Origin of the sequence: Guptibacillus hwajinpoensis (assembly GCF_020524165.1) — a bacterium.
In the GTDB taxonomy this organism is placed as follows: domain Bacteria; phylum Bacillota; class Bacilli; order Bacillales; family Guptibacillaceae; genus Guptibacillus; species Guptibacillus hwajinpoensis_D.
In genome coordinates, this window is sequence record NZ_JAIVKU010000006.1 from 203,164 (window position 1) to 227,298 (window position 24,135).

Below are 24,135 nucleotides of genomic sequence, written 5' to 3' on the forward strand. Positions count from 1 at the left end.
GGATTTAGGAATATAACAAGTAATCTATGAGACCTTGTTATTGTCACAACAATCATTTCAATGGCTCGTCACCTCGGACTTGAAATTATTGCGGAAGGTGTAGAAACGGATGAACAGCTACGGATTTTACAGAATCTCGATTGTTATGAAATTCAAGGCTATTTATTTAGTAAACCCCTCCCAACAGAAGAAATCGAGAGCTATATGATACAACATGTTGAATGATTTTTCTTTTTGATCATCCAAATGGTAAGCACTTGCTTCAAATTGGTAGTTAACGTGCTTATATATAGGAAAAAACAAAGTGAGAAAGGCTCACATGTCAAAAATATGTAGCTCACTAAATGTAGTACGTTAGAATGAGGGGACGGATCGCTTCATTTTAGAAGACAGGCCATTAGCCTGTCTTATTTTCATTTCATCACCTATAAAAGTTATATTTTTACAAATATATTCTGCTCAAAGAGATTATATCATGTTACTTTCTAAGATGTTATTGGGAAATCCTATCTCAAAAAACCGCCAAGAAACTCATGTTTTCCTCTATATTTCCCAATACAAACTTACGAAATTCTGTGATAATCTACAAATGTACCAAAAATTCTAATTATTCCGAAATGGAGGAAATGAAATGAAAAAAGGAATTGCCGTTGTACTTGCAACAGGTTTAGCATTTGGATCCGCCCTTCCTTCTGCTTCAGCTGCTTCTACGAAAGATTTAAATGCGGAGCAGAAACAAGCGCTAGAAAAAATGGAGATTGTGAAACAAGATTGGGAAAAAGAACGGAAGGTACCATCGTTCTTATCTGGTAAACTATCAGAGAAAAAAGTGAAAACAGAAAAAGCGGTGAAATCATACCTTAAGTCAAATGAATCTCTTTTTAAAGTGAAAACACAAGATTTAAAGCTAGTAAACGAAACGACCGATGAATTAGGTATGACACACTATGAATATGTGCAAACAGTAAAAGGTGTTGAAATCGACGGCGCAAAATTCATCGTACATACAGATGAAAACGGCGAAGTAACAGCGGTGAATGGAGATCTTCATCCAAAAGCTGCGCAGAATTACAAAGGAAGTTCTGATGTGAAGATTTCTGAGAAGAATGCAATTAAAAAAGCATGGGATCATATTGATGTGAAGCCTCAGAACGTCGTGAAGGATGAGCCAAGCTTTGTTCGAAAGTCCGATGTTTCTGATATGGTGGAAAAAAGTGAGAAGGTCATTTACGAGAAAGATAATCAGTATTATCTCACTTATAAAGTGCAGCTTCAGTTCATCGATCCTTATCCAGCAAACTGGCAAGTTTATGTAGATGCTCGCGATGGATCAATCGTAGATGCCTATAACGCCGTTGCTGATGGTGCTGAAACTGGATATGGATATGGCGTTCTTGGTAACTATAAATCTCTTAATACTTATTACTCAAATGGAACGTATTATCTTTATGACACGACAAAGCCAATGAGCGGTGTTATTGAAACGAGAACAGCTAATAATCGAACGTCACTTCCAGGAAACTACGCGGTAGATAGTAACAATGCGTTTACAGCTAGCTCTCAAGGTGCAGAAGTTGATGCTCATTATAATGCTGGGGTCGTATATGACTACTATAAGAACACCCATAATCGCAATAGTTTTAATAATAATGGCGCTACAATCCGTTCAACTGTCCATTATGGATCGAATTATAATAATGCCTTCTGGAATGGTTCACAAATGGTCTATGGCGATGGAGATGGCTCTGTTTTTGCACCGCTTTCAGGAGCGCTTGATGTTGTCGCGCATGAAATTACACATGCGGTAACTGAGAGAACAGCAGGTCTTCAATACCAGAATCAATCGGGTGCACTTAATGAATCGATGTCTGATGTATTTGGTTACTTCGTTGAACCTGGAGATTTCCTTATGGGTGAAGATGTCTATACACCTAACAAGTCAGGGGATGCGCTAAGAAGCTTATCCAATCCAGAAGCGTATGGTCAGCCTTCCCATATGGATGACTACTACTATACTTCATCAGATAATGGCGGAGTTCATACAAACAGTGGAATTCCTAACAAAGCCGCTTACTTAACGATTCAAAGTATCGGGAAAACAAAAGCTGAAAAAATATATTATCGTGCTCTAAGTCTTTATATGACACCTACAAGTAATTTCAGCTCAGCACGTTCAGCGCTCCTTCAAGCTACATCTGACCTCTATGGATATGGTAGTACCACATATAATTCCGTAGCAAGCGCATGGAATCAAGTTGGGGTTAACTAAAGGCTTGGAAAGAAGAGTTCAATTTGAACTCTTCTTTTTTTTGCTTTTTTTCAATTAGGATGGAAGAGCATGAACGATTGAATCATGGAAATAGTAAGGAAAGAAAAGTGAAGGGTTTGATAGATGATAGCTCTTCAATTAAGAAAAGTGTGGTATTTTCCATTTTTGTTGGATAGTGGTTATAATAAGAAGAGATTATGGATCGGAGGCGCATAATGGAACATTTAGATATGCATCATATATTCGAACTTGGACTAATTCTAACGATGATTGCTGCGGGAATTACCGCAATCGCAAAAAAACTGAAGCAGCCCTATCCGATCGCTTTAGTTATTATTGGAACGTTAATCGGATTATTTAATATTCCGGTACTCGAACCCCTTAAAATGTTTATTACCGAAGGAGACGTCTTTAATTTTGTTATTTTAACGATTTTCCTTCCAGCACTTCTTGGTGAAGCCGCTTTGAAACTGCCTTTCGAACATTTAAATCAAAACAAAAAGCCCATTCTTGCCCTGGCTTTTGGTGGAACCTTTCTTTCTTTTCTAGTAATCGGGTTTTCTACCCATTTTCTTTTAGGATTATCCATCCCTGTATCATTCGTATTTGCAGCATTAATGAGTGCGACTGACCCTGTTAGTGTATTATCGATTTTTAAAAGCATGGGGGTCAATCACAAGCTCTCGACAGTCATAGAGGGAGAAAGTTTGTTTAATGACGGTCTTGCAGTTGTCCTATTTAAAATATCAGCTTTTTCTCTTCTCGCCTATCTCGACATGGGGTGGGGAGGATTAACAAGTGGTGTTTTTGAGTTCGTAAAGGTTGTGGCAGGTGGGTTACTAGTCGGTGGTGGATTAGGTTATGCGATCTCCATCCTTACGAAATATTTTGATGACTATCCACTTGAGATCATTTTTAGCATTCTTCTTTTCTACGGTTCTTATTTAACGGCAGAGAGCATTCATGTTTCAGGAGTAATTGCCGTCGTGGTGGCTGCCTTAACCTTTGGTAATTTCGGCTCACGAGTCGGAATGAGCCCAACGACGCGTTTAAACATTAATAATTTTTGGGATGTAGCTGCTTTGTTAGCCAATTCAATTGTCTTTTTAATGGTCGGTCTTGAAATTACGCGTATTAACTTTTCTGATCAGTGGGGAACGATTGGCCTTGCACTCTTAATTGTGCTCATTGGAAGAAGTATTGCCGTATATGGTAGTACGTTATTGGTCAAGGGACTTCCATGGTCCTGGAGGCATGTTTTAAACTGGGGTGGCTTAAAAGGATCATTGTCAATTGCACTTGTATTAAGTTTACCTAGTGAATTTGCTGGAAGAGATACCGTGTTAATTCTTACGTTCAGTATTGTACTCTTCTCATTAGTTATTCAAGGGTTAACGATTAAGCCGCTCATTAGTTATTTTGGTCTAAGAGCAAAGCATAGTGGTTCTAAGGAATATGAGGATATTGTTGCGAACTTACATCGTCATGAGGCTGGAATAGCAGAGATTAAGAAGCTTAAGACACAACTATTTGTACCCGAACCCGTTTATTCAGAATTACTGAATAGCTATCAGAACGAAATAGATAAAAGCCACCGTGATCTTGACGCGCTATTAAATGAATACCCGGAGCTAAAGCATAGTCAGCTTATTACATTAAGGAAACATTCGCTTTACGCCCAGTATGATAAGATTAACGAACTCGAGCATGAAGAAATTATTTCAGGTGAAATAGCTGGAAAGTATAAAGAGCTGTTAAATAATGGACTGGCTGACTTTGAAGAAGAAGAAGTTGTAAAAGAGTCAAAGAGAACACATTAAGCTGCTACATTTGTAGCAGCTTTTTCTTATAAGGTGCATATCCTAATAGTAAGCTGGACAAAGCAAGGGTAATATTAAGAAGATTTCGTTTATTATTGATTGTGCAGGGTATGGTTTACAGTAAGTAAAGCAATAAGGTATAGTGTAAAAAGTCATTTTCAACCACATGAAATAAACTCACAAGGAGGACTTTTGAGAGAAAATGCCTTATCTTCAGACCGATCGTCTGACCATCATTCCTTTCTCTTTTGATTTAATTAAAGCAATGACAAATAAGAAGGAACTAGAAAAGCTTTTGCATGTCGAAGTACCGGAAGAATTTAATAATGTTCAGTTTGAACAATTTTTACCCTTTCACCTAACGGATGATGCTATTTCAAGTCATAGGTGGGAAGGAATCCTCATTCATACTTCTGATGGAAAAGTTATTGGCACGATGGGATATAACAATATAGAAGCATCAAGCAACCTTGAGGTAGGGTATCATTTAATACCTGACTATCGAAATAAAGGTTATGCCATTGAAATGGCTAGTGCACTCGTAAACTGGGCTTTTCCAGATAAGAAAAGTCAAGAGGATAAAGAAGAAATGAACAACGTGATGGAACGAATTGGTTTATCAAAACTAACGGTAGAATCACACATTCTGAAGCACAAAATAGATGAAGAAAAGTTTATGAAAGAAAATGAGTATATGTAAAAGCCTTCCAAATTCGGAGGCTTTTTTTTATGGGGAATTACACCTTCATTATAAGGTGTAATCATAAGAGAAAGACCTGAAAGAACATGAAAGAGGGGAGTTTTGTTCGAAAAAGTTATGGTATAATCATCATTGTTTTCTAAAAAATGTAACTGCACAAGCGGAGTAAAGGAGCACTTATGCGCCCGTCAATACGTAATGAAATAAAAATAAAGGAAGAAGAGCGAGCCAATACGTTATTTATTTCTCTCTTTTTTATAACTGTCATCTTATACGATGTGTATCGATTTATTATCAGTCCGTTAATTGATCCTCACACCGACATGATCTTACTAAATGACACAAGCTTCATCATTCCCTTCATTCTAATTTATCTGCTTGAAGTTTCGTTAATTCCAATTTCGAGGTGGTATTCTAACAAACAATTGCCCTATGTGACAAAATATCTTTTTTTTATTGTCTTTATGGTTAGTTCTCTTATGACAGAAATTTTTCATTATGTAGGGACTAGTGATGTCTATGCAAGCGGAAGCCCCGTTGAACTCTTTTTTATTTTGTTTTCTCCTCTGTTCGTTAATAAAAAGTTCTATATGATCGTTGTAGGAGGGGTAATCAGCAAATACGCTATTATGGGTACTTTAACGATGTCTCCTATTGTTGTGTTACCGATTTTATTGCTGCTATTATTTTCTGTAATTACGTTTATTATCTTAAATCGGTTTCAATCTTATCTTGATACAATTGTAGAATCGTATGAACGTGCAAGTCATAATGAAAAGTTAGCGGCGATTGGTCGAATTGCTACAGGCATTACTCATGAGATTAAGAACCCCCTGACCTCTCTGAAGGGTTTTGTTCAACTTCAGGATTTAGAAAAAACATATAACCCTAAGTATTCAAGAATTATGCTTCAGGAATTAGAAAGGTTAACCATCATCGTAAATGATTTAATCGTGATTGGAAAACCGCAGTCCACTCATTTGAAACCAGTTGTGATAAAGGATTGCCTTGAGTATGTAGTGAATTTATTGGAGCAAGAGGCTGAGAGGAAGCAAATTACGATCTATACGAGTTATCCTGAAGAACGCCTGCAGGTAATGGGGGAAGATGTGAGATTAAAGCAGGTCTTCCTCAATATGGTAAAGAATGCAATCGAAGCGATGCCTCATGGGGGAGAAATTCGTGTGAGCCTGTTAAAAGAAAAAGAGTGGACGACCATTCAAATTAAGGATAGAGGAGTAGGTATTCCGAAAGAAGCGATCCCTCAACTCAATCAGGCATTTTATTCAACGAAAGAAAATGGGACTGGCCTCGGTTTAATGGTGAGCTATAAAATCGTAGAAGATTATCATGGGAAAATAGATGTTCAAAGTGAAGTGAATCAGGGTACAACTTTTTCTATCAGTTTTCCAACGCTCTCACAATTTTCAGCAGACACAGTTGTTAAATTATCGGCTAATCAGGGTAATTATCATATGAAATGACGTGAAATATCAAACAATATCAAAACTCTCACATATTTAGGAAATCACCGTCATCTCTCGTTAAAATAAGACTATAAACAAATCAAAGGGGAGAAAGGGTGACCGATTCATGGGTTACTATGATAATAATGAAACAAGAGTGAAACAAACGAAAAGTAGAAGAGGTTGGTTCTTACCAAGTACGTTCGGTGCCATTGTAGGAGCATCGATTATGCTTGTTGCTGCGCCTTACGTCTCTAATACTGAACAGCCATCAACGAATCAAGCTGCGGTTACAACAGCTAGCGGTGATGTTGCTACAACAAATGTAGCTTATAATGTGTCATCAGATATCACATCAGCTGTGCAAAAAGCGCAGGATGCAGTGGTGAGTATAACAAGCTATCAAAATCAAGGTGGCGGATTCTCTTTAGACGATCCTTCTGGTCAGTCGGGGCAAGCCGCATCGTCAGGGTCTGGGGTTATTTATAAAAAAGAAGGTGGCAAGGCCTATGTGGTGACAAATAACCACGTGGTGGAAGGAGCCTCTTCAGTAGAGATTACGTTAAGTAATGAAAAAAAAGCTGAAGCGAAAGTACTTGGAACCGATGCATTAATGGATCTAGCCGTTTTAGAAATTGATGCGAAAGATGTTGAGGCCGTTGCAGAACTTGGCTCTTCATCCAATTTACAAACAGGAGAACCTGCAATTGCAGTCGGTAACCCATTAGGTTTCCTTCAGGGATCGGTTACCCAAGGAATTATTAGTAATCCAAGTCGTACAATTCCGGTCGATCTTGATCAGAACGGTCAACCTGATTACGAAGCAGATGTGATACAAACGGATGCATCAATTAATCCAGGGAACAGCGGTGGTGCTTTGATCAATATTAAAGGACAACTCATCGGTATTAACTCGTCAAAGATTGCCGAGGAAACAGTAGAAGGAATAGGATTTGCAATTCCAATTGACGATGCACAGCCAATCATTGAACAGCTTGAAATGACTGGTGAAGTGAAACGACCTGTTATGGGAGTAACGCCTGCCTCACTAGCAGAAGTGCCAACGCAATATTGGACTGGTACGCTTGATCTACCGAAAGATGTGGAAAGCGGAGTTGTCTTAATGGGAATTGCCCCTAACTCACCGGCTTCAGAAGCTGGGTTAAAAGAAAGAGACGTTGTAGTCAAGCTAGATGATACAGAAGTAAAAGATTCCGCAGCACTTAGGAAGTACTTGTACTCAAATAAAAAAGTTGGTGATAAAATGGATGTCACATTTTATCGTGACGGCAAGCAGCAAACAGTAACGATGACTTTAGCCAATCAGAATGGATTGTAAATACAAAAAACCTCTGGATTACGCATCCAGAGGTTTTTGATGGTTTATTTTCGATGCATTCATTCTTGTAAGAAAATAGAATACAGGTGTATCTAACAAAGCGAGAGCCATTTTAATAACGAATTGCGATAGAATCATAATCCAAAGGTTTGGAACTGTTCCAGCAAAGGCTATAGTAATAAAAATGGACGTATCCAAAAGTTGAGAAGTAAATGTACTAACGTTGTTTCGTAGCCATTTATGCCGATCGGAAGTTCGCTTTTTTAACGCAGAAAAAACGTACACATCCACATGCTGTGAGACAAGATATGCTGCAAGACTAGCCAGGACAAACCGATAGTTTTGTCCAAGTAGAATTTCATATGCAGCCTGTGTATCAGATGCGAAAGGGGCTACTGGTAGAAGCATACCAAGATAAATCATAATACTAGCAAAAATCTGAGCGATAAAGCCATACTTCACAGTGCGCTTCGCTTCTTCCTTTCCGTATTTTTCGTGAATAATATCGGTGAAAAGGAACGAAAAGGCGTACATCACAACAGCCGCTGGAATGACGAAGCTTCCGATCATAACCACTTTGCCTGCTAGTACGTTTGCGATCACAATCGAGGTCGCAAACAGAACATTAAACAGGACAAGGTTCCGATCGAGTAATTGGTTCGCCATTTTATTGAGCTGCTTTCTCTCGAATCGCGGTTGTTTTCAGTTCGATACCGCCACGTGCTGATTGATAAACAGTGATGGTTACTTTCAAAGGATCAATGGCGTAGACAACGTCATCTGCAATGCGAGCAGCTAGTGTCTCACAGAAGCTTCCTTCATCGCGATAGGACCAGAGGTAAAATTTCAACGATTTAGACTCGATACATTTTTCATCGGGTACGTAAGAGATTTCCACTCGACCAAAGTCAGGTTGTCCGGTTTTAGGACAAACCGCTGTAAATTCAAGTGCATTAAACGTGATTTCCTGGACGTTCGGTGCGTCAAATGCTTCATTTTTTATCACTTCTCGTGCTTGTTCTACGCTTTCCGGTCTAGGCATTGGTCCGGAAGAAGGTAGCCAAGCTTTATCCATGCTATTCATTAATATTCCTCCTTTAGTTTTGATGAAGCAGGAAGGTTACGAACTGCTGTCATACAACGTTGTCTATTATAACAGAGGTGCTTTCCAATGCGAAGTTGGAAGTTCAGGCCAAATTTGCTAGTTTAGCTTTTAACATAAAGGGAAAGAAAAAACTAGCTAAGTAAACTAAGAAAGACAATAGGAGGAATCATCATGCAAACAACGACTACGGCAGTAAACAATGAGAAGAATGGTAAGCTTGTAAAAGGGATTTTAGTAGGTGCAATTGTAGGTGGAGCGGTAGCGATGCTTGACTCAACAACGAGAAATAAAGTGAGAACAACCGCTGGTACGTTTAAAGACTCTTCAAAAGGTTTTTATACACGTGTGAAAGAAAACCCGAGCGAAGTGAAGGACGACTGGATGGATCGCATTCAATCAGCTTCTTCTGTTTTAAAAGAAGCGATGAACGATGCTCAGGCCCTCTATGAAAAAGTGAATGATGATGTGGTAGACCAGGTGAATCAAGTGAAGGAAGATTCAACTGAAGTCCTTTCTTCGGCAAGAGAAGCGAGTGAAGATTTAAAGGACATTGGTAGTAAAGTGAAGGATGCCGGACAGGAAGTAACAGAATCAAGTGAAAATGAGTATGAGCCAACTAACATACCTGGCAGTGAAACGCGTACGCCTGGTAGCACGTCAGTGAATCCGAAGACGTCTCCAAATACAACGCTATAATTTATACCATAAAAAAGGACTTCCGCATCGTGTGCGGAAGTCCTTTTCTTTTAATAAATGTAAGATGCACCAATGATAATTAAAAGAATAAACAAAACTACGATTAACGCGAAACCTTGACCGTATCCGTATCCACTCATCGTTGTTCCTCCCGTCAATATGTGTCGCTTCCTTACTAACGTATGTGGGAGGAGGAGAATGGGGACATAGGCGAATGCCCTTTTTAGGGAGAAGAGGCTTATTTAGTTCGGACTGCAATGGCAGGGAAATCAGTAAATATTGCGGAACAGCCAGCGGTTTTGAGCGCATTAATTTGATGAGGTTCATTTACCGTGAAAGCACGAACAGGAATGCCGCGCTTTTGCGTATTGCTCATAAAATGGTCATCAATCACTTCCCACTCAATATGAATACTGCTAGCACCAACGTGTTGGAGGTAGTCCCACGGTTCAACTAGCTTTTCCATTAAAAGAATAGCTGTTTCAACTTTGCTACTTCTTTGAGCGAGCTGCTGAATACTATAGTGATTGAAGGAAGAGATAATCGTTCGATCACAAAGCTCATAATGAGTAAGTAGGTCAAGTACACAACTCTCTAAATGTTCATATGGGAAGATCGCATTTTTCAGTTCAATATTTAAAACAAGAGAAGTGGAGGTGAGCCATTCTAAAACACTCTTTAAAGAAGGAATGGACGCCCCTTGAAAGCGACTAGAGAAAGTTTGTCCTGCATCTAGTCGTGCCAAATCTTTGTATAGGAAGTCTTTCACAAACCCAATGCCATTAGTCGTTCGATCAACTCGTTCGTCATGAATGACGACAGGTATAAGGTCTTTGGTTAACTGGACATCAAGTTCGATGCCGTGAGCGCCAGCTTTATGAGCCGCCTGGAATGAAGGAAGTGTATTTTCAGGATGTGTACCTGATGAACCACGATGTCCATAAATATGAAAAGATGAAGCCATAAGTCACCTCACTCTCGTTTTGTTAGAAGGATCTCTCTAATGGTATTCGCCCATGAGAGGAGGTTTCCCTTTGTTTTTGATTGCCTACTTTCCTATTGAAATCATTTGGTTCTGTATAGGGGAAGCTTGCATAGATGTTAATTGAGCAGAAAGGAGTGGGAAGTTGGGTAAAGGATTTGAATTACCAGAAGCGCATTCTCATTACTTCAAGGGGGATGTGGAAGAGCGGTTGAATCATCACCATTTGCAGATTTTAGGATTCAGTTTTCCGATAAACGGAACCTCTTATGATCAGCATGTTCATCGAATTGAAGGGATAACGGTTATAGATGAAGGCCACCAACATCGCTATAGCGTAGAGTCAGGTCCACCAATTGCTTTACCAATGGGTGGTCATTATCATATTTTTAGTGGAGAAACGAAATCAAAAGAAAACCATAAACATTATTTTTCAGGCAAAACGAGTCTTCCTATAGGCAATTATCCTTTAAATTGGTAAAAGACGATGCGGTGCATCGCCTTTATTACATTTTTATTTCGCGCTTGTTTTGATAGAAAGTAAAGGCAAGAGCCCCTATTAAAATCGTTCCTTTAATAATATCTTGAGCATAGTAAGGGACATTTAACATGGTTAGTCCATTGAGAAGAATGCCAATCAATACCGCACCAATAAATGTACCGATCGCGTTTGGCTTACCTGCACCGAGTACAGAGTAGCCGATTAGTGCTGCGGCGACACCATCCATCAAAAGGGGGGCGCCTGCAGAAACTTGACCTGTGCCAATACGAGAAGCGAGTACAATGCCAGCAATACTAGCAAATAAACCACTTAACACATAAGCGAGTGTTCGGTATCGTTGAACGGCGACCCCTGACAGTCTAGCAGCCTCGCGATTGCTTCCTGTCATATAAAGCAATCGACCAGCGCGTGTATAGGTAAGAAAAAGGTGAACCAAAATGACACAAAAAATCATAAAAATAGCGGGAAACGGAACGCCTGCAATTTCTCCTTGTCCTATAAAAAGAAAAGAGGGGATAAACTTGCCCGGTGCCGTTGTTCCGTCACTCATTGGCATATTATTGTAGATTGAAAATCCTTTTGTGTAAGTTAATTGAATGCCGTTTACGATATACATGACAGCAAGTGTTGCAAGAAGATCAGGTATTCTAATTTTGATTGTAATAAAAGCATTGATTAAGCCAATCGCGATCCCGAGAAGGATAGGGATGAGAAGGGCGACAAGAAGTTCCTGCCTAAACCAGACAAGGGAAGCAGCACTTGCGATCGTAGCAAGACTAACCGTCGATCCAACTGAAAGATCAAACCCTCCAACAATAAGGGTGAATGTCACTCCAAGTGCAACAAGTGTCACAATCGAGATTGAACGGAGAATATCAGCAAAATTACTATAGGTTAGAAAGCGATCGTTCAAAATAGTGAAACTTAAAATAAGGGCAACGATTACGAGAAGCGTGCCGTATTTCACAAAAAAACTGATTGCTTTATTTTTAATAGGTGATTGAAGAGCAGGTTGACTTTGTGTTTCTATTAACTCAGCTGTTGATTTCAATGGCTTTACCTCCTGTTGCTGCTTGCATAATGGATGCGTGATTCATGTCATCTCCCGTTAAAGTGGCGGTGATTTCTCCATCGTACATGACAAGGATTTTATCGGATATTTCAAGAAGTTCATCGATTTCACTGGAGAAATAAAGAATCCCTTTCCCTTCATCAGCGAGTAGCTTAATGAGTTCTAATACTTCAGCCTTTGCTTTAACATCGATGCCTTTGGTCGGTTCATCAAAAAGAAATACGTTCTGATCTTCATAAAGCCACTTTCCGATCGAAGCTTTTTGTTGGTTTCCACCACTCAGGTAATGAATGGGTTCCTGGGCTGAAGCAGCCTTGATACCAAGCTGATTGATTTGACTAGACGCATAGCTTTCTTCCTTCTTTCGATTTAGTAAGCCCTTTTTGGAGTGTCGTCTTAATGAAGGGAGTGTTAAGTTCTCGGTTAACGAAAAATCTAGTAAAATCCCCGTCTGTCTTCTTTCCTCTGGGATGAGGCAGACACCAGCTTTAATGGCGTCACCAGGAGAGCGAAAGCGATAGGTGCGATTATGAAGGTGAATCTTCCCCTTTTGGGGCTTTGAGGCACCAAACAAGGCTAAAGCCGTTTCAGACTTTCCTGCTCCTACAAGTCCTGCGATCCCAATGATTTCCCCTTGATTCAATAATAAATTAATGGTTTTTCTCGTTTCGGGAACGTATACATCCTCAGCCCGAAACAAAGTGTGATTTGTTCCTATTCTGTTTCGATTTTTTTTCTTTCCAATTGCTGATCCAACCATGTTGGCAATGATCTCATCAGTTGAAATTGCTTTTGTCTCTGCGGTGAGATGAACGTTTCCATCGCGTAAAATCGTAAAACGATCGCTTATTTTTTCGATTTCAGGCATACGGTGAGAGATGTATATAATTCCGACGCCTTTCCTTTTTAGCTTGTGTATAAGATCAAATAAAAGTTTCGTTTCTTCTATGCTAAGTGGAGCAGTAGGTTCATCAAGGATTAAATAGTGAACGTCATGAGCCATAGCACGAGCAATGAGAATGAGTTGTTTTTCTGAAAGCGTGCATTCAGAAGCCAGCTTAGTAGGATCCAAAGGGATTCCGAGTGTCTCAAGTAATTGCTTCGTTTTTTTACGCTCTTTGTTAGAAGAGTAAAGTTTAAAAGGAGAGTCATTTAGAGAATCAGCCCATATATTTTCTGATACTGAAAGGGCAGGGAAGAGAGCGGTGTCGACTTCTTGTACGACGATTCCAATTCCTGCTTTCTTTGCATCAGAAGGATTACGAATGGATAAAGGTTGACCATTTAATGAAATCGAACCGCTGTCTCGTTCATAGTCTCCACAAACGATTTTCATGAGCGTACTTTTACCAGCTCCGTTTGTGCCGAGTAAGGCATGAACCTCCCCTGCATGAATCGTTAGTGATACGTTCTTTAGCACAGGAGTCGTGCCGAATGATTTGGAAATATTTTCGATCGTTAATTGCTTCATTTAGCATCGGCCTCTTTAATGAGCTTTTCCATCCACGGCGATGTGGCGGCTTCTGAAGATCCCCATCCTTCGACGTATTCTCCAAGCTCGTCCATCGAGATTGTTTCTTCAGGCAAATCAGACTGCTTTACAAGATGAGGATCGAGTGAAAAGATTTCAGGTGTTTCTTCTCCAGCTATTTTTTGGTATGCAAATCGGACTTGCACACGTCCTACTTCAGCTGGATCAGTCGCAGCAGACGACAGCCAGGGGCTATTTTCTTTCTGCATCATTTGGAGGTCTTCATCACTCATATCAATTCCGTAAACGTTGATTTCATCTCGACCTGCTTGTTCAATCGCACGAGTAGCGCCTTTAGCAAATTCATCCCATGGGGCAAAAACAGCGTCAATGTCCCCTTTGTTTGGATATTGTTTTAGGATCGTTTCCATTTGTGTTTGCGTATCAAGAGCTGTATTGGCACTTGCTGTTCCGAATTTCGCGATTTCTTTTATTCCTGGATATCGCTCCTGGAAAGCTTCGTAAATCGCATTTCGTCGTTCCATCGGAGCAAATCCTCCTACCCAAACGTAAACAATATTGCCTTCGCCATTTAGATCCTGAGCTAGTGTTTTTAAGGTATCCCAGGCAAGGCTGTAATCATCTTGGTCGATAACGGTTACACCTGGGACATTAATATCACTGTCAAAGACGACAACAGGAATATCTTTCTCTACTGCTTTCTTAACTCCGGCTTCAAGGGCATCTGCTCGACCATGATCGATTAAAATCGCATCCACATTCTGGTTGATCGCAGTATCAAGGTGTGTCGCCATTTTCGAAAGATCATTATCGGCATTGTATACTTGCACACTTCCTCCAAACTTTTCAACTTGATCTTCAACCCCTTTCACATACTGCGAAGAGAATGTTCCGAGCGATGCTTGCATAATCGCAGCAATTTTAATCGGCTTTTGAACCTCTTTTGGAATGTTTGATGAAGTTTGAGAGGTTTCTTCGGATACTTTTGAAGTCGTCTCATTTGTTTCGTTTGTGCTTGCTTCTGGTTCACTCACAGCATCTTGCTCACTTGTACAAGCAGCAAGAACAATTAGAAGAAGAATCGATAGAATAAGTCCTAAGCGTTTCATGAATGTACCTCCGTATTTTTATCATCTGGTAAAGAAAGGTGAACAAGGTTTTCTTCGTATGGTGTTCGAATAATGCCATGTTCTGTAATGATGCCTTTGATTAAGTGATGTGGCGTTACGTCAAATGCAGGATTGAAGATCTTAATATTTTCAGCTGCGACACGCTCGCCTTGATAGTGTGTGATTTCTTTTGGATCCCGTTCTTCAATTGGAATGGCATCTCCATGAGGGACGGAATAATCAATCGTAGAGAGAGGTGCTGCAACATAGAAAGGGACTTGATAGGCTTGCGCAATATGAGCAAGGCCGAGCGTACCAATTTTGTTAGCGGTGTCTCCATTTGCGGCGATTCGATCTGCGCCAACGATAACCGCTGCGATTTTCTTTGTTTTCAATACGTGCGCAGCCATACTATCTGTAATCAGCGTCACATCAATACCAGCGCGTTCAAGCTCCCACGCGGTTAGTCGTGCACCCTGGAGAACGGGTCTCGTTTCCGTTGCAATCGCGGAAATGGACAGCCCATTCTGCTTCGCTAAATGAAGGGGGGCCAGCGCAGTTCCATATTTAGCTGTAGCAATTCCTCCTGCGTTGCAATGAGTGAGGATGGTATCTCCATCCTTTAGTAGCTTAAGTCCGTGTTCTCCAATTCGTTGGCAAACGAGTTCATCTTCTTGATGAATGATCGTCGCCTCTTTAAGAATGGCTTCTTTCATTTTTTCAACAGTTGGCAAAGAAAAACTAACTCGAATGATACGATCAATCGCCCATGAGAGATTCACGGCAGTGGGTCTAGAAGACGCGAGATACTCTCCTTGTGTACGTAACTCTGCTTTAAAAGTTGATACTTCATTGGTTTCTGCGTGTTGACTCCAAAGAACAAGGCCATACGCAGCCGCAATTCCAATGGCAGGTGCACCGCGAACGACAAGGGCAGATATGCTGTTCCACACATCTTCAATCGCCGTTTGTTTCAGATAGATTTCTTGATGTGGTAACTGCCGTTGATCCAGCAGGAGGAGATGATCCCCTTTCCACTGTAGAGAAGAAATGAAAGTCATTTAAAGCACCTCCTGAATCATTTCAATGTAATCTTCAATTGAATCAATGTTTTTACGTTTTAGAATAAGTTTTTTTCCAAGATGTAAGGCTTTTCTTTCAATCGCGAGCTTGGTTACTGGATCAGTGATTGTCTCAATTTCTTCTACATGAGCAAGCCCAATCGTTCTCCGGATAATCTTACAACCCGAAAACCCAATACTATCGACAAAAATAGAGTGAAGATAAATGTCAAGATAGCTTCTGGAATAGAGGTTATCTTCTGATAGGTATGTGTCCCAGAGTGATCGAAAAGTAGATTCAAAAACGTGCCAAACTTCAGTGATTACACCAAAAAGATAAGCGAGATATCCATCTTTTTCTTCTTCCGTTCGATGGGCTTCTTGGGAAAGAATACTAAGTGCAAGATTGGCAATAAAAGCACCAATATCAAATCCTACTGGGCCATAGAAAGCGAACTCAGGATCGATTACTTTTGTGGATCTTGCTGTTACGAACAAGCTACCTGTATGCAAGTCCCCGTGTATTAAGGCCTCTCCTTTTGTTAAGAAGGAATGTTTAAGCGAAGCAACTTCAGTTAGGAAGTCTTGATCTTCCCACAAAATTTCAACATCTGGTCGAAGCTCTTCTGTAAATGCGTTGCTTTCAGCATTGTAGAAGGGATCTGAAAACACGAGACTTTCCGTGATCCCGCATAAATCTGGATTGCTAAATCGTTTAGCAAGCTCTTTCTTTTTTGCAGAACCAAGACCGTAATCAGAAGTGAAAAAGAGCGTGTGAGCGAGATAAGTACCGACATTTTTTGCAAGCTCAGGGTAGACACGTCCTTCAATCAGTCCTTTGCGCAAAATCGTATGCGATGATAAATCTTCCATCACTGTTGCCGCTTTTTCTGAGTCATGCAGATAAACAATTGGGGAAAATTCTGGAACAAGCGAATGAGCTTGCTTGAGAGCCTCGCTCTCAATTCTGGAGCGATCGAGCGTAAGTGGCCAGGACTCACCAACAACCTTGGCATAAGGCAAAGCTTGTTTGACGATCCAGGATTCCTCTGTTGCTTTGTTTTGAACCTGGAATACATAGTTTAAATTTCCATCCCCAATTTCCTTTACGAGAAGGGGGGCAGAGGGATCGATGAAATTGTGCTGCACTAAAAAATGAACAACGGTTTCTTGTGTAAATGGTATATATCCCGACTTAACTTGAAAAGACATGTGTAAGTCTCCTTTCAAAAATAATAGATTATGTAAAGAAGGATTCTTGTTTAAAAGACACAAAAAAGCCTCTTTCCGAAGAAAGAGGCTTGAAGACAAATATCCTTCACACCTCTTATCTTCCAGGATGAAAGTCATCCTGTTGGAAGTAGCACCGTGCCATCTAAGCCATCCTGTATAGATGTACTTAAGAATCGGTCGGTTGCTGGGCGTCATAGGGCCAAATCCCTCAGCCTGCTCTTGATAAGAGAAAGTTTATGAAATTATTTTACAATTTTTTCGCTTGAAATGTATGTTACAGAGAAACAGATGCATTTGTCAATAATATTTTGAATTTTATTTATAAATATCTGGTCGTCGATCTTCAAAGATGGGGATGCGACTCCGGATTGATGAAATTTCTTCTTCGTCAATTGAGCCTGTTAATATCGTTTCCTCTTCGCCTGCTTCTGCGATAATCGTTCCCCATGGATCAATGATTAAAGAATGTCCACCAAACGCATTATCTGGATCTGACCCGACCCGGTTACAAGCAATGACGTAGCACTGATTTTCAATGGCACGACTCATTAGTAAGGCACGCCAATGATCTGTACGCTGTTTCGGCCATTCGGCTGGAACGAATAAAACTTGAGCTCCTTCAACGGCATGAAGGCGAAGCCACTCTGGAAAGCGAATATCATAACAGATGAATCCGGCACTTGGGAGTTCTTCAAGTGTGAAGTGGCTTTTCTCATTTCCTGATACGAGGTATTTCTCTTCATTCATCAACCGAAATAGATGGGCTTTGCTATACTCATGGATAAGCTGCCCATCTCGATTGAAAACGAGCATCGTATTCGTGACGTGATCATTGTGTTGCTTTGCAATTGAGCCACCTACTATACTCACCTGATTCGTTTTGGCCAATTTTGAAAGAAAAGATATAGACTTTTCTGCATTTGTATCTGCAATTTCATCAAGTCGCGATAAATCATAACCAGTCGACCACATTTCTGGTAAAACGATAATATCTGGTTTGTCGTGAACAGCCTTAGAAACGAGCTCTTCCACTTTAGAGAAATTTTCTTCCGGGTTTCCAAACGCAATATCAAACTGCAACAGAGCGATTTTTTTCATTGTTTTCTCCTCCTCGCTTACAAAATAAGCTTTACATGATTGTGTATCCAAGATAACATAATTTACTAGAATTTCACGAAAATTTTAACAGGATGTGATTCTTTGAAACAATTTCAAACTTCGGATGCGCTTAAACGACTACCGGAACAATTTTTTGCGAAGCTTGCTGGAAAAGTAAACCGCTATGTAGAGGCGGGTTATGACATCATTAATCTTGGACAGGGAAATCCTGATCAGCCAACACCCGATCATATTATTAAGTCCTTGCAGAATGCAGCAGAAAAGCCTAGTTATCACAAATATCCGCCTTTTCGGGGACAGCCATTTTTAAAGCAGGCAGTTGCCGATTTCTATCAGCGGGAATTCGGAGTGGAGCTTGATCCTGAGACCGAAGTAGCTGTTCTTTTCGGTGGAAAAGCAGGCCTTGTCGAGGTCAGTCAATGTTTACTAAATAAAGGTGATGTGGCACTCGTTCCAGACCCGGGTTATCCTGATTATTGGTCAGGTGTCGCGATGGCTGAAGCGGATATGCAAATGATGCCGTTGCTTGAGAAAAATCATTTTTTACCAGACTATGATGCGATTCCAGAGGATTCATTAAAAAAAGCGAAAATGATGTTTTTAAATTATCCCAACAACCCAACTGCAGCTGTCGCAACGAAGTGCTTCTTTGAGGAAACAGTCCGTTTTGCAGAGACGAATGATATTTGTGTTGTACATGATTTCGCTTACGGTGCGATCGGGTTTGATGGAGAGCGACCGATTAGCTTTTTGGAAACAGAGGGTGCTAAAGACAATGGAATTGAAATCTATACCCTTTCCAAAACATATAATATGGCGGGATGGCGTGTAGGATTTGCAGTTGGAAATCAATCTGTTGTTGAGAGCATCAATCTCCTTCAGGATCATTTTTATGTCAGTCTATTTAGTGCGGTACAAGAAGCCGCTGCTGAAGCTTTGCTTGGATCACAGCAGTGTGTAGAAGATCTTCGTGAAACGTATGAGTCAAGACGAAATGTTCTTATTCAAGGACTCCATGACATTGGCTGGGATGTGACTTCTCCTGCGGGATCGTTTTTCGCCTGGTTGAAGGTACCCGAATCTTTTACTTCAGAAAGTTTTGCAGAGTACTTGCTTGAAAACGTACAGATTGTGGTCGCACCTGGTAATGGTTTTGGAAAATACGGTGAGGGCTATGTACGAGTAGGGCTACTCACTTCTGAAGAGAAACTAAGAGAAGCTGTTGAGCGCATTAAGTCTCTTAATCTCTTTTGATTCAGAAAAATGAAAAAACGGATTGACAGAATTTCCTACGTCTGGCATAATTCAAATCAATTACTAAAACGAATAAATTGCATACTCTTATCCAGAGAGGTGGAGGGACGAGCCCTTTGAAGCCCGGCAACCGATTTTTAAGTTTTCTTAAAAACACGGTGCTAATTCTCGCAGCAAAAGCTGGAAGATAAGAGGAAGAGCATGGTGATAGAGACCTCTTCCTCGTGAAGGGGTCTTTTTTGTGTGAAAAGCGAATGGCTTCTTACAAATACAAAAGCGCGAAACTCAGATTGACTGAAAGGAATGAAGGCAATGAGTCGACTTATAGCCACCTATCTTGTGAATAACGACCATCAATTAGCACAGCGTGCCGAATCAATTGCCCTGGGCTTAACCGTTGGAACGTGGACGAATCTCCCATTATTAGAAAAAGAACAGTTGCAAAAACATAAAGGAGAAGTGGTTCTGGTCGAGGAGAGAGAAGAGAAGGGAATCATCGTAATCTCATATCCAGCTATTAATTTTAGTGCTGACATTCCAGCGATTTTAACCACGGTTTTCGGTAAACTTTCTCTTGATGGAGAAATTAAACTCCTAGATTTAACGTTTTCAGATGAGCTCCTTAAAGCATTTCCAGGGCCCGCTTTTGGCATTAAGGGCATCCGAAAGCTTGCTGATGCGCATGACCGACCGCTTTTAATGAGTATATTTAAAGGGGTTATTGGAAAGCCGCTGCGAGAATTAGAACAGCAGATGCAGGCCCAAGCACTTGGGAAAGTTGATTTCGTGAAAGATGACGAAATTCTTTTCGAAAATGAGTTATCACCTCTTGAAAAACGAGTACCTGCTTTGAAAAAAGTGTTGGACGAAACGTCAGAAATTACCGGGAAGCGAACACGTTATGCGGTTAATTTAACAGGCAGAACCGCCAACTTGAAGGATCAAGCAAAGCGCGCTGTTGAGTTAGGAGCAGATGCTCTTTTGTTTAATGTTTTTACATATGGGCTAGACGTCTTACAATCTCTTGTAGAAGAGAAAGAGATCCCAGTTCCAATAATGGCTCATCCTTCTTTCTCAGGAGCAATGGCTGCATCAAGCACCTACGGCATAAGTTATTCGCTATTACTTGGCAAATTACTTCGAATAGCAGGCGCTGATTTTTCCCTTTTCCCCTCCCCTTACGGAAGTGTAGCACTTGATCGAAACGAGGCTCTCGCAACAGCCTCCTTCTTAACGGAAACGAATCAACTAAACAGGACATTCCCGGTGCCATCCGCGGGCATTCATCCTGGATTGGTTCCTCTGTTGATCCAGGACTTTGGAAAAGAATGCGTCATTAACGCTGGAGGAGGCGTACATGGTCATCCGGGGGGAGCTGCTTCTGGTGGAAAAGCGTTCCGAGATGCGATTAAAGCCGTTCTGACAAATCAAACTCTTGAAGAGGCCTCGCTTAATAGTGATGAACTTCACCAGGCACTTACAAAGTGGGGAAGCACAGAGGTGATTCGATGAAAAAGCCGATAATATTTTGTGATTTTGATGGCACGATTACAAATAGTGATAATATCGTTTCCTTAATGAAACGATTTGCGCCGAAAGAGTGGGAGCAAATAAAAGATGATGTTCTAGCACAAAATCTTTCTATTCGAGAAGGTGTAGGGCAAATGTTTCACCTGATTCCATCCGCTCGAAAAAAAGAGTTGCTTGAATATTTATTAGACACCACGGAGGTTAGACAGGGATTTTCCGAATTTGTTAATTATACGAGACGCGAAGAAATTGAACTTTATATTGTAAGCGGAGGCATTGATTTCTTTGTTTATCCACTCCTCGAGCCCTTTGGCATTCCAGAGGAGAATATTTTCTGCAATGGAAGCGACTTTACGAACAAAACCATTACCATTACATGGCCCTATGCGTGTGGCGAGGACTGTACGAATGATTGCGGTTGCTGCAAGCCAGGAATTTTAAGGCGATTTGAGGGAGAAGCATATCGAAAAATTGTGATTGGTGACTCTATTACAGATCTAGAAGCAGCCAAACAGGCAGATCAAGTATTTGCAAGAGATTACTTAGCGGAGAAATGTAAGGCTCTTGGTATCTCTGCAGTTCCGTTTGAGTCTTTTCATGACATTATTAGAAAATTAGCAGAAGAACAGGAGGTTTATGATGAGTATAGTAGAGAAACGTTGGAACGAACTTGCTGATATAAAAGATGAGTTAGCAGCGCGTGATTGGTTTCCAGGAACAAGTGGCAATCTCTCCATAAAAGTAAGTGATGAGCCTCTTCAATTTCTCGTCACAGCCAGTGGAAAAGATAAAAGAAAACGAACAGAGGAAGATTTTATTTTGGTCGATCGAAACGGTAAGGCCATTGAAAAGACTTCTCTAAAACCATCTGCTGAAACGATTGTTCACCAGGCCATCTATTCAAACACAGATGCCGGATGTTGCTTGCATGTCCACACGGTCGATAACAATGTGATCTCAGAACTTTTTAGCTCGGAAGGGAAAGTCACTTTTAAGGGTGTTGAATTAATCAAGGCGTTTGGATTATGGGGACAACATGATCAAATAGACGTTCCCATCATTGAAAATACAAATGACCTTTCTTTACTTGCTCAAGATGTCGTGAATGTCATCAAGAAAGAAACGAAAGCAGTATTAATGAAAAATCACGGCATTACGGTATGGGGACGCAATGGGTTTGAAGCCAAAAAATATTTAGAAGCTTTTGAGTTTTTATTTAGCTATGAACTTAAATTAAGAAGCTTCCAACCAGTTGTAAGCTAAACAATTATAAAGGAGGAAGAAGCAATGGCGGTAATTAAAGTAAGGAATTCAGGAGAAGTGATTGAGGGAAAGAACGCCGTAAGCTCATTTTTACAACAAGAAGGCGTGCTTTATGAACAGTGGCAAGTGGAAAAACTTCCACTAGAATTAAGAGGTAACTGTCAAATCAATGACGAACAAAAGAACGAAATTTTAACTGTATTTAATGAAGAAATTCGTTCGCTAGCTGAACGGAATGGATATGGAAACTGGGACGTGGTGGCTCTTTCTGAAGAAACGCCGGAACTTGATACCATTCTGAAGAAATTTGAACAAGTTCATGTTCATACGGAAGATGAAGTGAGGGCCATTACTGCTGGACATGGTATTTTTGTGATCAAAGGGAGCGTCGGATATTTTGATGTGGAATTAGACCCTGGTGATGTGATTTCAGTTCCAGTGGATACACCGCACTTTTTCACATTAATGGATGATCGTCAGGTTGTAGCCGTCCGGCTTTTCATTGACCCATCAGGCTGGGTAGCCCACCCTTATGAAGAAAAAGAAAGTGTAAACTAAATGAAAGTGGCCGTGAATGTCTACGGCCACTTTTTCTTTCATTCATTGTTAGCTACATGTAGCAATCAAATCATCGAGATCTGGCCAACCAAAAGCCGTTTCTAAAAGTTTTTTACCTGCAATTTCAATTTCTTTCTGAGCAATTTCAAGTGGATGAAAGCTTTGGTAAAACTGCGAAGCGGGGTTCCCATTCAATACCCAAACAAGCATTGAGCGATACGATTCTTTTTTTAGCTCTTTCGCAACAGAACATAGCAGCATTTTACCAGCACCTTTTCGCTGTGCTTCCTTAAGAAGATAAATCGCATACAGCTCTCCATCATATTGATAAGATTCAGATCTATTTTGCCCACCATTTGCAAACCCAATGATTTCATCTTGATCAACTGCTACAAAAATAGGACTACCGTCTGCAATTAGCTTTTTCCAACGTGCTTTCCTTATTTCAATATCGAGTGAGTTTAGATAATCTTCTGGAATGAGCAACTGATAGGTCGTTTTCCAGCTATTCACATGAACAGTTGCGATTGCTAGAGCATCATCTTTTGTGGCTTTTCTAATTTTCATGGAAGCTCTCCTTATCACCAATGATTTCTTACTTCACTCCTTTCTAGAAAAAGGGAATGAATCCTGCTAGTCGAATTAATCAGGTAAGTTCTACAAAGGGAAGGAATGAGTAGTATGAAAAAAATAAAATTGAACGTAGAAGGGCTCGACGTTTGTGGATTTGAATGGGGAAATCAATCTAATCCAACCATTATTCTTCTTCATGGTTTGACGAACAATGCACTAGGTTTTTATGAAATGGCTGAAGAACTTCAAGATCATTTTTACCTTTATTCGATTGATTTACCTGGTCACGGTGAGACACCGTCATTTAATGAAGAAAAAAGTTATTCTTTTCAATTTCTATCTAAATGGCTTGAAAAAGTTTGCCTTGCCTTAGGTGATCAACCTGTATTTTTAATTGGGCATTCTTGGGGAGCGGCTCTGGCACTCCATTTTAGTAGTCAGTTTTCTGATAGGGTAAAAGGCGTGGTGATGATTGATGGAGGTTATCTCCATTTTGATGAAGATCTTTCAGAAACATTAGAGCAACTCCTTGAGCACATGTCACAGTGGGTAAAGGAAAGTTATTATCCAAGCATAGAAGAATATGAGGAAAAGAAGAAAGATGAGATTGGTAGGTGGAGCCATGAGTTGAAGCAGATGGTACAGAGAGATATGAAGGAAGTAGCGGGCGGCGTAGCCATGAGGGCAAGTGAAAATACGGTGAGGGCTATTGCAAAGTCACTCTACCATGAGCCTTGCCGCGAAATATTTTCCCGGGTACACGTTCCGACTTTTTTAATAAGAGCAACGCTCCCTGAAGAAGGTGAAGGGATAAGAAACCAGGAAGCAGTCAGGATGCAAAGGGAATTAGGAGAAGAGTGTATGATCAGGGCTATTCCAAAAACGGGTCATGTCCTACATTGGCAAAAACCTGAAGAAACCTTCAAAATGATTGAAAATTGGTTACACGAAAAAACTAACAGTGGAGTACGAACAATAACCCCCAAGTAAAG

25 protein-coding genes and 2 riboswitches are annotated in these 24,135 nt (G+C 40.5%); of the genes, 14 read left to right on the forward strand and 11 right to left on the reverse strand.

Annotated features, from left to right (window positions below):
- Nucleotides 1-51: 51 nt before the first annotated feature.
- The 6 genes from LC090_RS19080 (at nt 52) to LC090_RS19105 (ending at nt 7,594) form a co-directional block, all read left to right on the forward strand.
- Nucleotides 52-225, forward strand: a complete 174-nt coding sequence (locus LC090_RS19080; protein WP_369522773.1) for an EAL domain-containing protein — start codon at nt 52-54, stop codon at nt 223-225.
- Between the two features lie 406 nt (nt 226-631).
- The gene (locus LC090_RS19085) at nt 632-2,269 is read left to right on the forward strand and encodes a M4 family metallopeptidase (RefSeq protein ID WP_226659621.1); all 1,638 of its coding nucleotides are present in this window, start codon (nt 632-634) and stop codon (nt 2,267-2,269) included.
- A 215-nt stretch (nt 2,270-2,484) separates the two neighbouring features.
- Complete coding sequence (locus tag LC090_RS19090; RefSeq protein ID WP_226659623.1) at nt 2,485-4,089, forward strand: cation:proton antiporter; 1,605 nt, start codon at nt 2,485-2,487, stop codon at nt 4,087-4,089.
- A 202-nt stretch (nt 4,090-4,291) separates the two neighbouring features.
- Nucleotides 4,292-4,789: a GNAT family N-acetyltransferase gene (locus LC090_RS19095; protein ID WP_226659624.1), complete on the forward strand. Its 498-nt coding sequence runs from the start codon at nt 4,292-4,294 to the stop codon at nt 4,787-4,789.
- 179 nt (nt 4,790-4,968) lie between these two features.
- A complete protein-coding gene (locus LC090_RS19100) occupies nt 4,969-6,273 on the forward strand; it encodes an ATP-binding protein (protein WP_226659626.1) in 1,305 nt (434 codons plus the stop codon).
- Between the two features lie 109 nt (nt 6,274-6,382).
- Nucleotides 6,383-7,594, forward strand: a complete 1,212-nt coding sequence (locus tag LC090_RS19105) for a S1C family serine protease (protein WP_226659628.1) — start codon at nt 6,383-6,385, stop codon at nt 7,592-7,594.
- A gap of 18 nt (nt 7,595-7,612) precedes the next feature.
- Here LC090_RS19105 and LC090_RS19110 read toward each other — a convergent pair whose 3' ends face one another.
- Together LC090_RS19110 and queF are read right to left on the reverse strand one after the other, a co-directional pair.
- The gene (locus LC090_RS19110; protein WP_226659636.1) at nt 7,613-8,260 is read right to left on the reverse strand and encodes a queuosine precursor transporter; all 648 of its coding nucleotides are present in this window, start codon (nt 8,258-8,260) and stop codon (nt 7,613-7,615) included.
- A gap of 1 nt (nt 8,261) precedes the next feature.
- On the reverse strand, nt 8,262-8,678 hold the full coding sequence (gene queF, locus LC090_RS19115; RefSeq protein WP_226659644.1) for a preQ(1) synthase: 417 nt from the start codon (nt 8,676-8,678) through the stop codon (nt 8,262-8,264).
- A 192-nt stretch (nt 8,679-8,870) separates the two neighbouring features.
- Between queF and LC090_RS19120 the strand changes: the two genes are divergently transcribed.
- Nucleotides 8,871-9,395 carry a YtxH domain-containing protein gene (locus LC090_RS19120; protein WP_226659645.1) on the forward strand — a complete coding sequence of 175 codons (525 nt, stop codon included), beginning with the start codon at nt 8,871-8,873 and terminating at the stop codon, nt 9,393-9,395.
- A gap of 50 nt (nt 9,396-9,445) precedes the next feature.
- Here LC090_RS19120 and LC090_RS19125 read toward each other — a convergent pair whose 3' ends face one another.
- Together LC090_RS19125 and LC090_RS19130 are read right to left on the reverse strand one after the other, a co-directional pair.
- A complete protein-coding gene (locus LC090_RS19125; RefSeq protein WP_098446576.1) occupies nt 9,446-9,535 on the reverse strand; it encodes a YjcZ family sporulation protein in 90 nt (29 codons plus the stop codon).
- 98 nt (nt 9,536-9,633) lie between these two features.
- Nucleotides 9,634-10,359, reverse strand: coding sequence for a glycerophosphodiester phosphodiesterase (locus LC090_RS19130; protein WP_226659649.1), 726 nt, complete (start codon nt 10,357-10,359; stop codon nt 9,634-9,636).
- Between the two features lie 163 nt (nt 10,360-10,522).
- On the opposite strand from LC090_RS19130, the gene LC090_RS19135 reads away from it, so the two are divergent.
- A complete protein-coding gene (locus tag LC090_RS19135; RefSeq protein ID WP_226659651.1) occupies nt 10,523-10,858 on the forward strand; it encodes a YmaF family protein in 336 nt (111 codons plus the stop codon).
- Nucleotides 10,859-10,883: 25 nt separating this feature from the next.
- On the opposite strand, the gene LC090_RS19140 is transcribed toward LC090_RS19135, so the two are convergent.
- The 6 genes from LC090_RS19140 to LC090_RS19165 all read right to left on the reverse strand — a co-directional run bounded on the left by LC090_RS19140 (nt 10,884) and on the right by LC090_RS19165 (nt 17,944).
- Nucleotides 10,884-11,858: an ABC transporter permease gene (locus LC090_RS19140; RefSeq protein ID WP_226659693.1), complete on the reverse strand. Its 975-nt coding sequence runs from the start codon at nt 11,856-11,858 to the stop codon at nt 10,884-10,886.
- 55 nt (nt 11,859-11,913) lie between these two features.
- The gene (locus tag LC090_RS19145; RefSeq protein WP_226659652.1) at nt 11,914-13,422 is read right to left on the reverse strand and encodes a sugar ABC transporter ATP-binding protein; all 1,509 of its coding nucleotides are present in this window, start codon (nt 13,420-13,422) and stop codon (nt 11,914-11,916) included.
- Nucleotides 13,419-14,552: a sugar ABC transporter substrate-binding protein gene (locus LC090_RS19150; RefSeq protein ID WP_226659654.1), complete on the reverse strand. Its 1,134-nt coding sequence runs from the start codon at nt 14,550-14,552 to the stop codon at nt 13,419-13,421. The genes LC090_RS19145 and LC090_RS19150 overlap by 4 nt, the downstream gene beginning before the upstream one ends.
- Complete coding sequence (gene mtnA / locus LC090_RS19155; protein ID WP_226659655.1) at nt 14,549-15,613, reverse strand: S-methyl-5-thioribose-1-phosphate isomerase; 1,065 nt, start codon at nt 15,611-15,613, stop codon at nt 14,549-14,551. The genes LC090_RS19150 and mtnA overlap by 4 nt, the downstream gene beginning before the upstream one ends.
- Nucleotides 15,614-16,825, reverse strand: a complete 1,212-nt coding sequence (mtnK, locus tag LC090_RS19160; RefSeq protein WP_226659656.1) for an S-methyl-5-thioribose kinase — start codon at nt 16,823-16,825, stop codon at nt 15,614-15,616.
- A 112-nt stretch (nt 16,826-16,937) separates the two neighbouring features.
- A riboswitch (SAM riboswitch) is annotated at nt 16,938-17,075 on the reverse strand.
- Nucleotides 17,076-17,161: 86 nt separating this feature from the next.
- Nucleotides 17,162-17,944: a carbon-nitrogen family hydrolase gene (locus tag LC090_RS19165; RefSeq protein WP_226659657.1), complete on the reverse strand. Its 783-nt coding sequence runs from the start codon at nt 17,942-17,944 to the stop codon at nt 17,162-17,164.
- 102 nt (nt 17,945-18,046) lie between these two features.
- Between LC090_RS19165 and LC090_RS19170 the strand changes: the two genes are divergently transcribed.
- The 5 genes from LC090_RS19170 to LC090_RS19190 all read left to right on the forward strand — a co-directional run bounded on the left by LC090_RS19170 (nt 18,047) and on the right by LC090_RS19190 (nt 22,570).
- Nucleotides 18,047-19,219 (forward strand): pyridoxal phosphate-dependent aminotransferase, encoded by a 1,173-nt coding sequence (locus tag LC090_RS19170; protein WP_226659659.1) that lies wholly within the window; start codon nt 18,047-18,049, stop codon nt 19,217-19,219.
- Nucleotides 19,220-19,303: 84 nt separating this feature from the next.
- A riboswitch (SAM riboswitch) is annotated at nt 19,304-19,413 on the forward strand.
- 118 nt (nt 19,414-19,531) lie between these two features.
- Entirely contained in the window at nt 19,532-20,731 is a 1,200-nt protein-coding gene (locus tag LC090_RS19175) for a 2,3-diketo-5-methylthiopentyl-1-phosphate enolase (protein ID WP_226659660.1), read from the forward strand.
- Nucleotides 20,728-21,426 (forward strand): 2-hydroxy-3-keto-5-methylthiopentenyl-1-phosphate phosphatase, encoded by a 699-nt coding sequence (locus LC090_RS19180; protein ID WP_226659662.1) that lies wholly within the window; start codon nt 20,728-20,730, stop codon nt 21,424-21,426. Before LC090_RS19175 ends, LC090_RS19180 begins: the two co-directional genes overlap by 4 nt.
- Entirely contained in the window at nt 21,389-22,012 is a 624-nt protein-coding gene (locus LC090_RS19185; RefSeq protein ID WP_226659694.1) for a methylthioribulose 1-phosphate dehydratase, read from the forward strand. Before LC090_RS19180 ends, LC090_RS19185 begins: the two co-directional genes overlap by 38 nt.
- Before the next feature lie 24 nt (nt 22,013-22,036).
- Nucleotides 22,037-22,570: an acireductone dioxygenase gene (locus tag LC090_RS19190; RefSeq protein WP_226659663.1), complete on the forward strand. Its 534-nt coding sequence runs from the start codon at nt 22,037-22,039 to the stop codon at nt 22,568-22,570.
- A gap of 48 nt (nt 22,571-22,618) precedes the next feature.
- Here LC090_RS19190 and LC090_RS19195 read toward each other — a convergent pair whose 3' ends face one another.
- Entirely contained in the window at nt 22,619-23,137 is a 519-nt protein-coding gene (locus LC090_RS19195) for a GNAT family N-acetyltransferase (RefSeq protein WP_226659665.1), read from the reverse strand.
- A 114-nt stretch (nt 23,138-23,251) separates the two neighbouring features.
- Here LC090_RS19195 and LC090_RS19200 point away from each other — a divergent pair, with 114 nt between their 5' ends.
- Nucleotides 23,252-24,133 (forward strand): alpha/beta fold hydrolase, encoded by an 882-nt coding sequence (locus LC090_RS19200; RefSeq protein WP_226659666.1) that lies wholly within the window; start codon nt 23,252-23,254, stop codon nt 24,131-24,133.
- The last annotated feature ends 2 nt before the right edge of the window (nt 24,134-24,135 follow it).

Bases quoted from the DNA above. Each gene is read 5' to 3' on its own strand.
- LC090_RS19165 (WP_226659657.1), bottom strand. From the start codon at position 17,944: ATGAAAAAAATCGCTCTGTTGCAGTTTGATATTGCGTTTGGAAACCCG.
- LC090_RS19175 (WP_226659660.1), top strand. From the start codon at position 19,532: ATGAGTCGACTTATAGCCACCTATCTTGTGAATAACGACCATCAATTA.
- LC090_RS19085 (WP_226659621.1), top strand. From the start codon at position 632: ATGAAAAAAGGAATTGCCGTTGTACTTGCAACAGGTTTAGCATTTGGA.
- LC090_RS19150 (WP_226659654.1), bottom strand. From the start codon at position 14,552: ATGAAACGCTTAGGACTTATTCTATCGATTCTTCTTCTAATTGTTCTT.
- LC090_RS19105 (WP_226659628.1), top strand. From the start codon at position 6,383: ATGGGTTACTATGATAATAATGAAACAAGAGTGAAACAAACGAAAAGT.
- LC090_RS19090 (WP_226659623.1), top strand. From the start codon at position 2,485: ATGGAACATTTAGATATGCATCATATATTCGAACTTGGACTAATTCTA.
- LC090_RS19195 (WP_226659665.1), bottom strand. From the start codon at position 23,137: ATGAAAATTAGAAAAGCCACAAAAGATGATGCTCTAGCAATCGCAACT.
- mtnA (WP_226659655.1), bottom strand. From the start codon at position 15,613: ATGACTTTCATTTCTTCTCTACAGTGGAAAGGGGATCATCTCCTCCTG.
- LC090_RS19125 (WP_098446576.1), bottom strand. From the start codon at position 9,535: ATGAGTGGATACGGATACGGTCAAGGTTTCGCGTTAATCGTAGTTTTG.
- LC090_RS19095 (WP_226659624.1), top strand. From the start codon at position 4,292: ATGCCTTATCTTCAGACCGATCGTCTGACCATCATTCCTTTCTCTTTT.
- LC090_RS19100 (WP_226659626.1), top strand. From the start codon at position 4,969: ATGCGCCCGTCAATACGTAATGAAATAAAAATAAAGGAAGAAGAGCGA.
- LC090_RS19200 (WP_226659666.1), top strand. From the start codon at position 23,252: ATGAAAAAAATAAAATTGAACGTAGAAGGGCTCGACGTTTGTGGATTT.
- LC090_RS19110 (WP_226659636.1), bottom strand. From the start codon at position 8,260: ATGGCGAACCAATTACTCGATCGGAACCTTGTCCTGTTTAATGTTCTG.
- LC090_RS19130 (WP_226659649.1), bottom strand. From the start codon at position 10,359: ATGGCTTCATCTTTTCATATTTATGGACATCGTGGTTCATCAGGTACA.
- mtnK (WP_226659656.1), bottom strand. From the start codon at position 16,825: ATGTCTTTTCAAGTTAAGTCGGGATATATACCATTTACACAAGAAACC.
- LC090_RS19180 (WP_226659662.1), top strand. From the start codon at position 20,728: ATGAAAAAGCCGATAATATTTTGTGATTTTGATGGCACGATTACAAAT.
- LC090_RS19190 (WP_226659663.1), top strand. From the start codon at position 22,037: ATGGCGGTAATTAAAGTAAGGAATTCAGGAGAAGTGATTGAGGGAAAG.
- LC090_RS19145 (WP_226659652.1), bottom strand. From the start codon at position 13,422: ATGAAGCAATTAACGATCGAAAATATTTCCAAATCATTCGGCACGACT.
- LC090_RS19120 (WP_226659645.1), top strand. From the start codon at position 8,871: ATGCAAACAACGACTACGGCAGTAAACAATGAGAAGAATGGTAAGCTT.
- LC090_RS19185 (WP_226659694.1), top strand. From the start codon at position 21,389: ATGAGTATAGTAGAGAAACGTTGGAACGAACTTGCTGATATAAAAGAT.
- queF (WP_226659644.1), bottom strand. From the start codon at position 8,678: ATGAATAGCATGGATAAAGCTTGGCTACCTTCTTCCGGACCAATGCCT.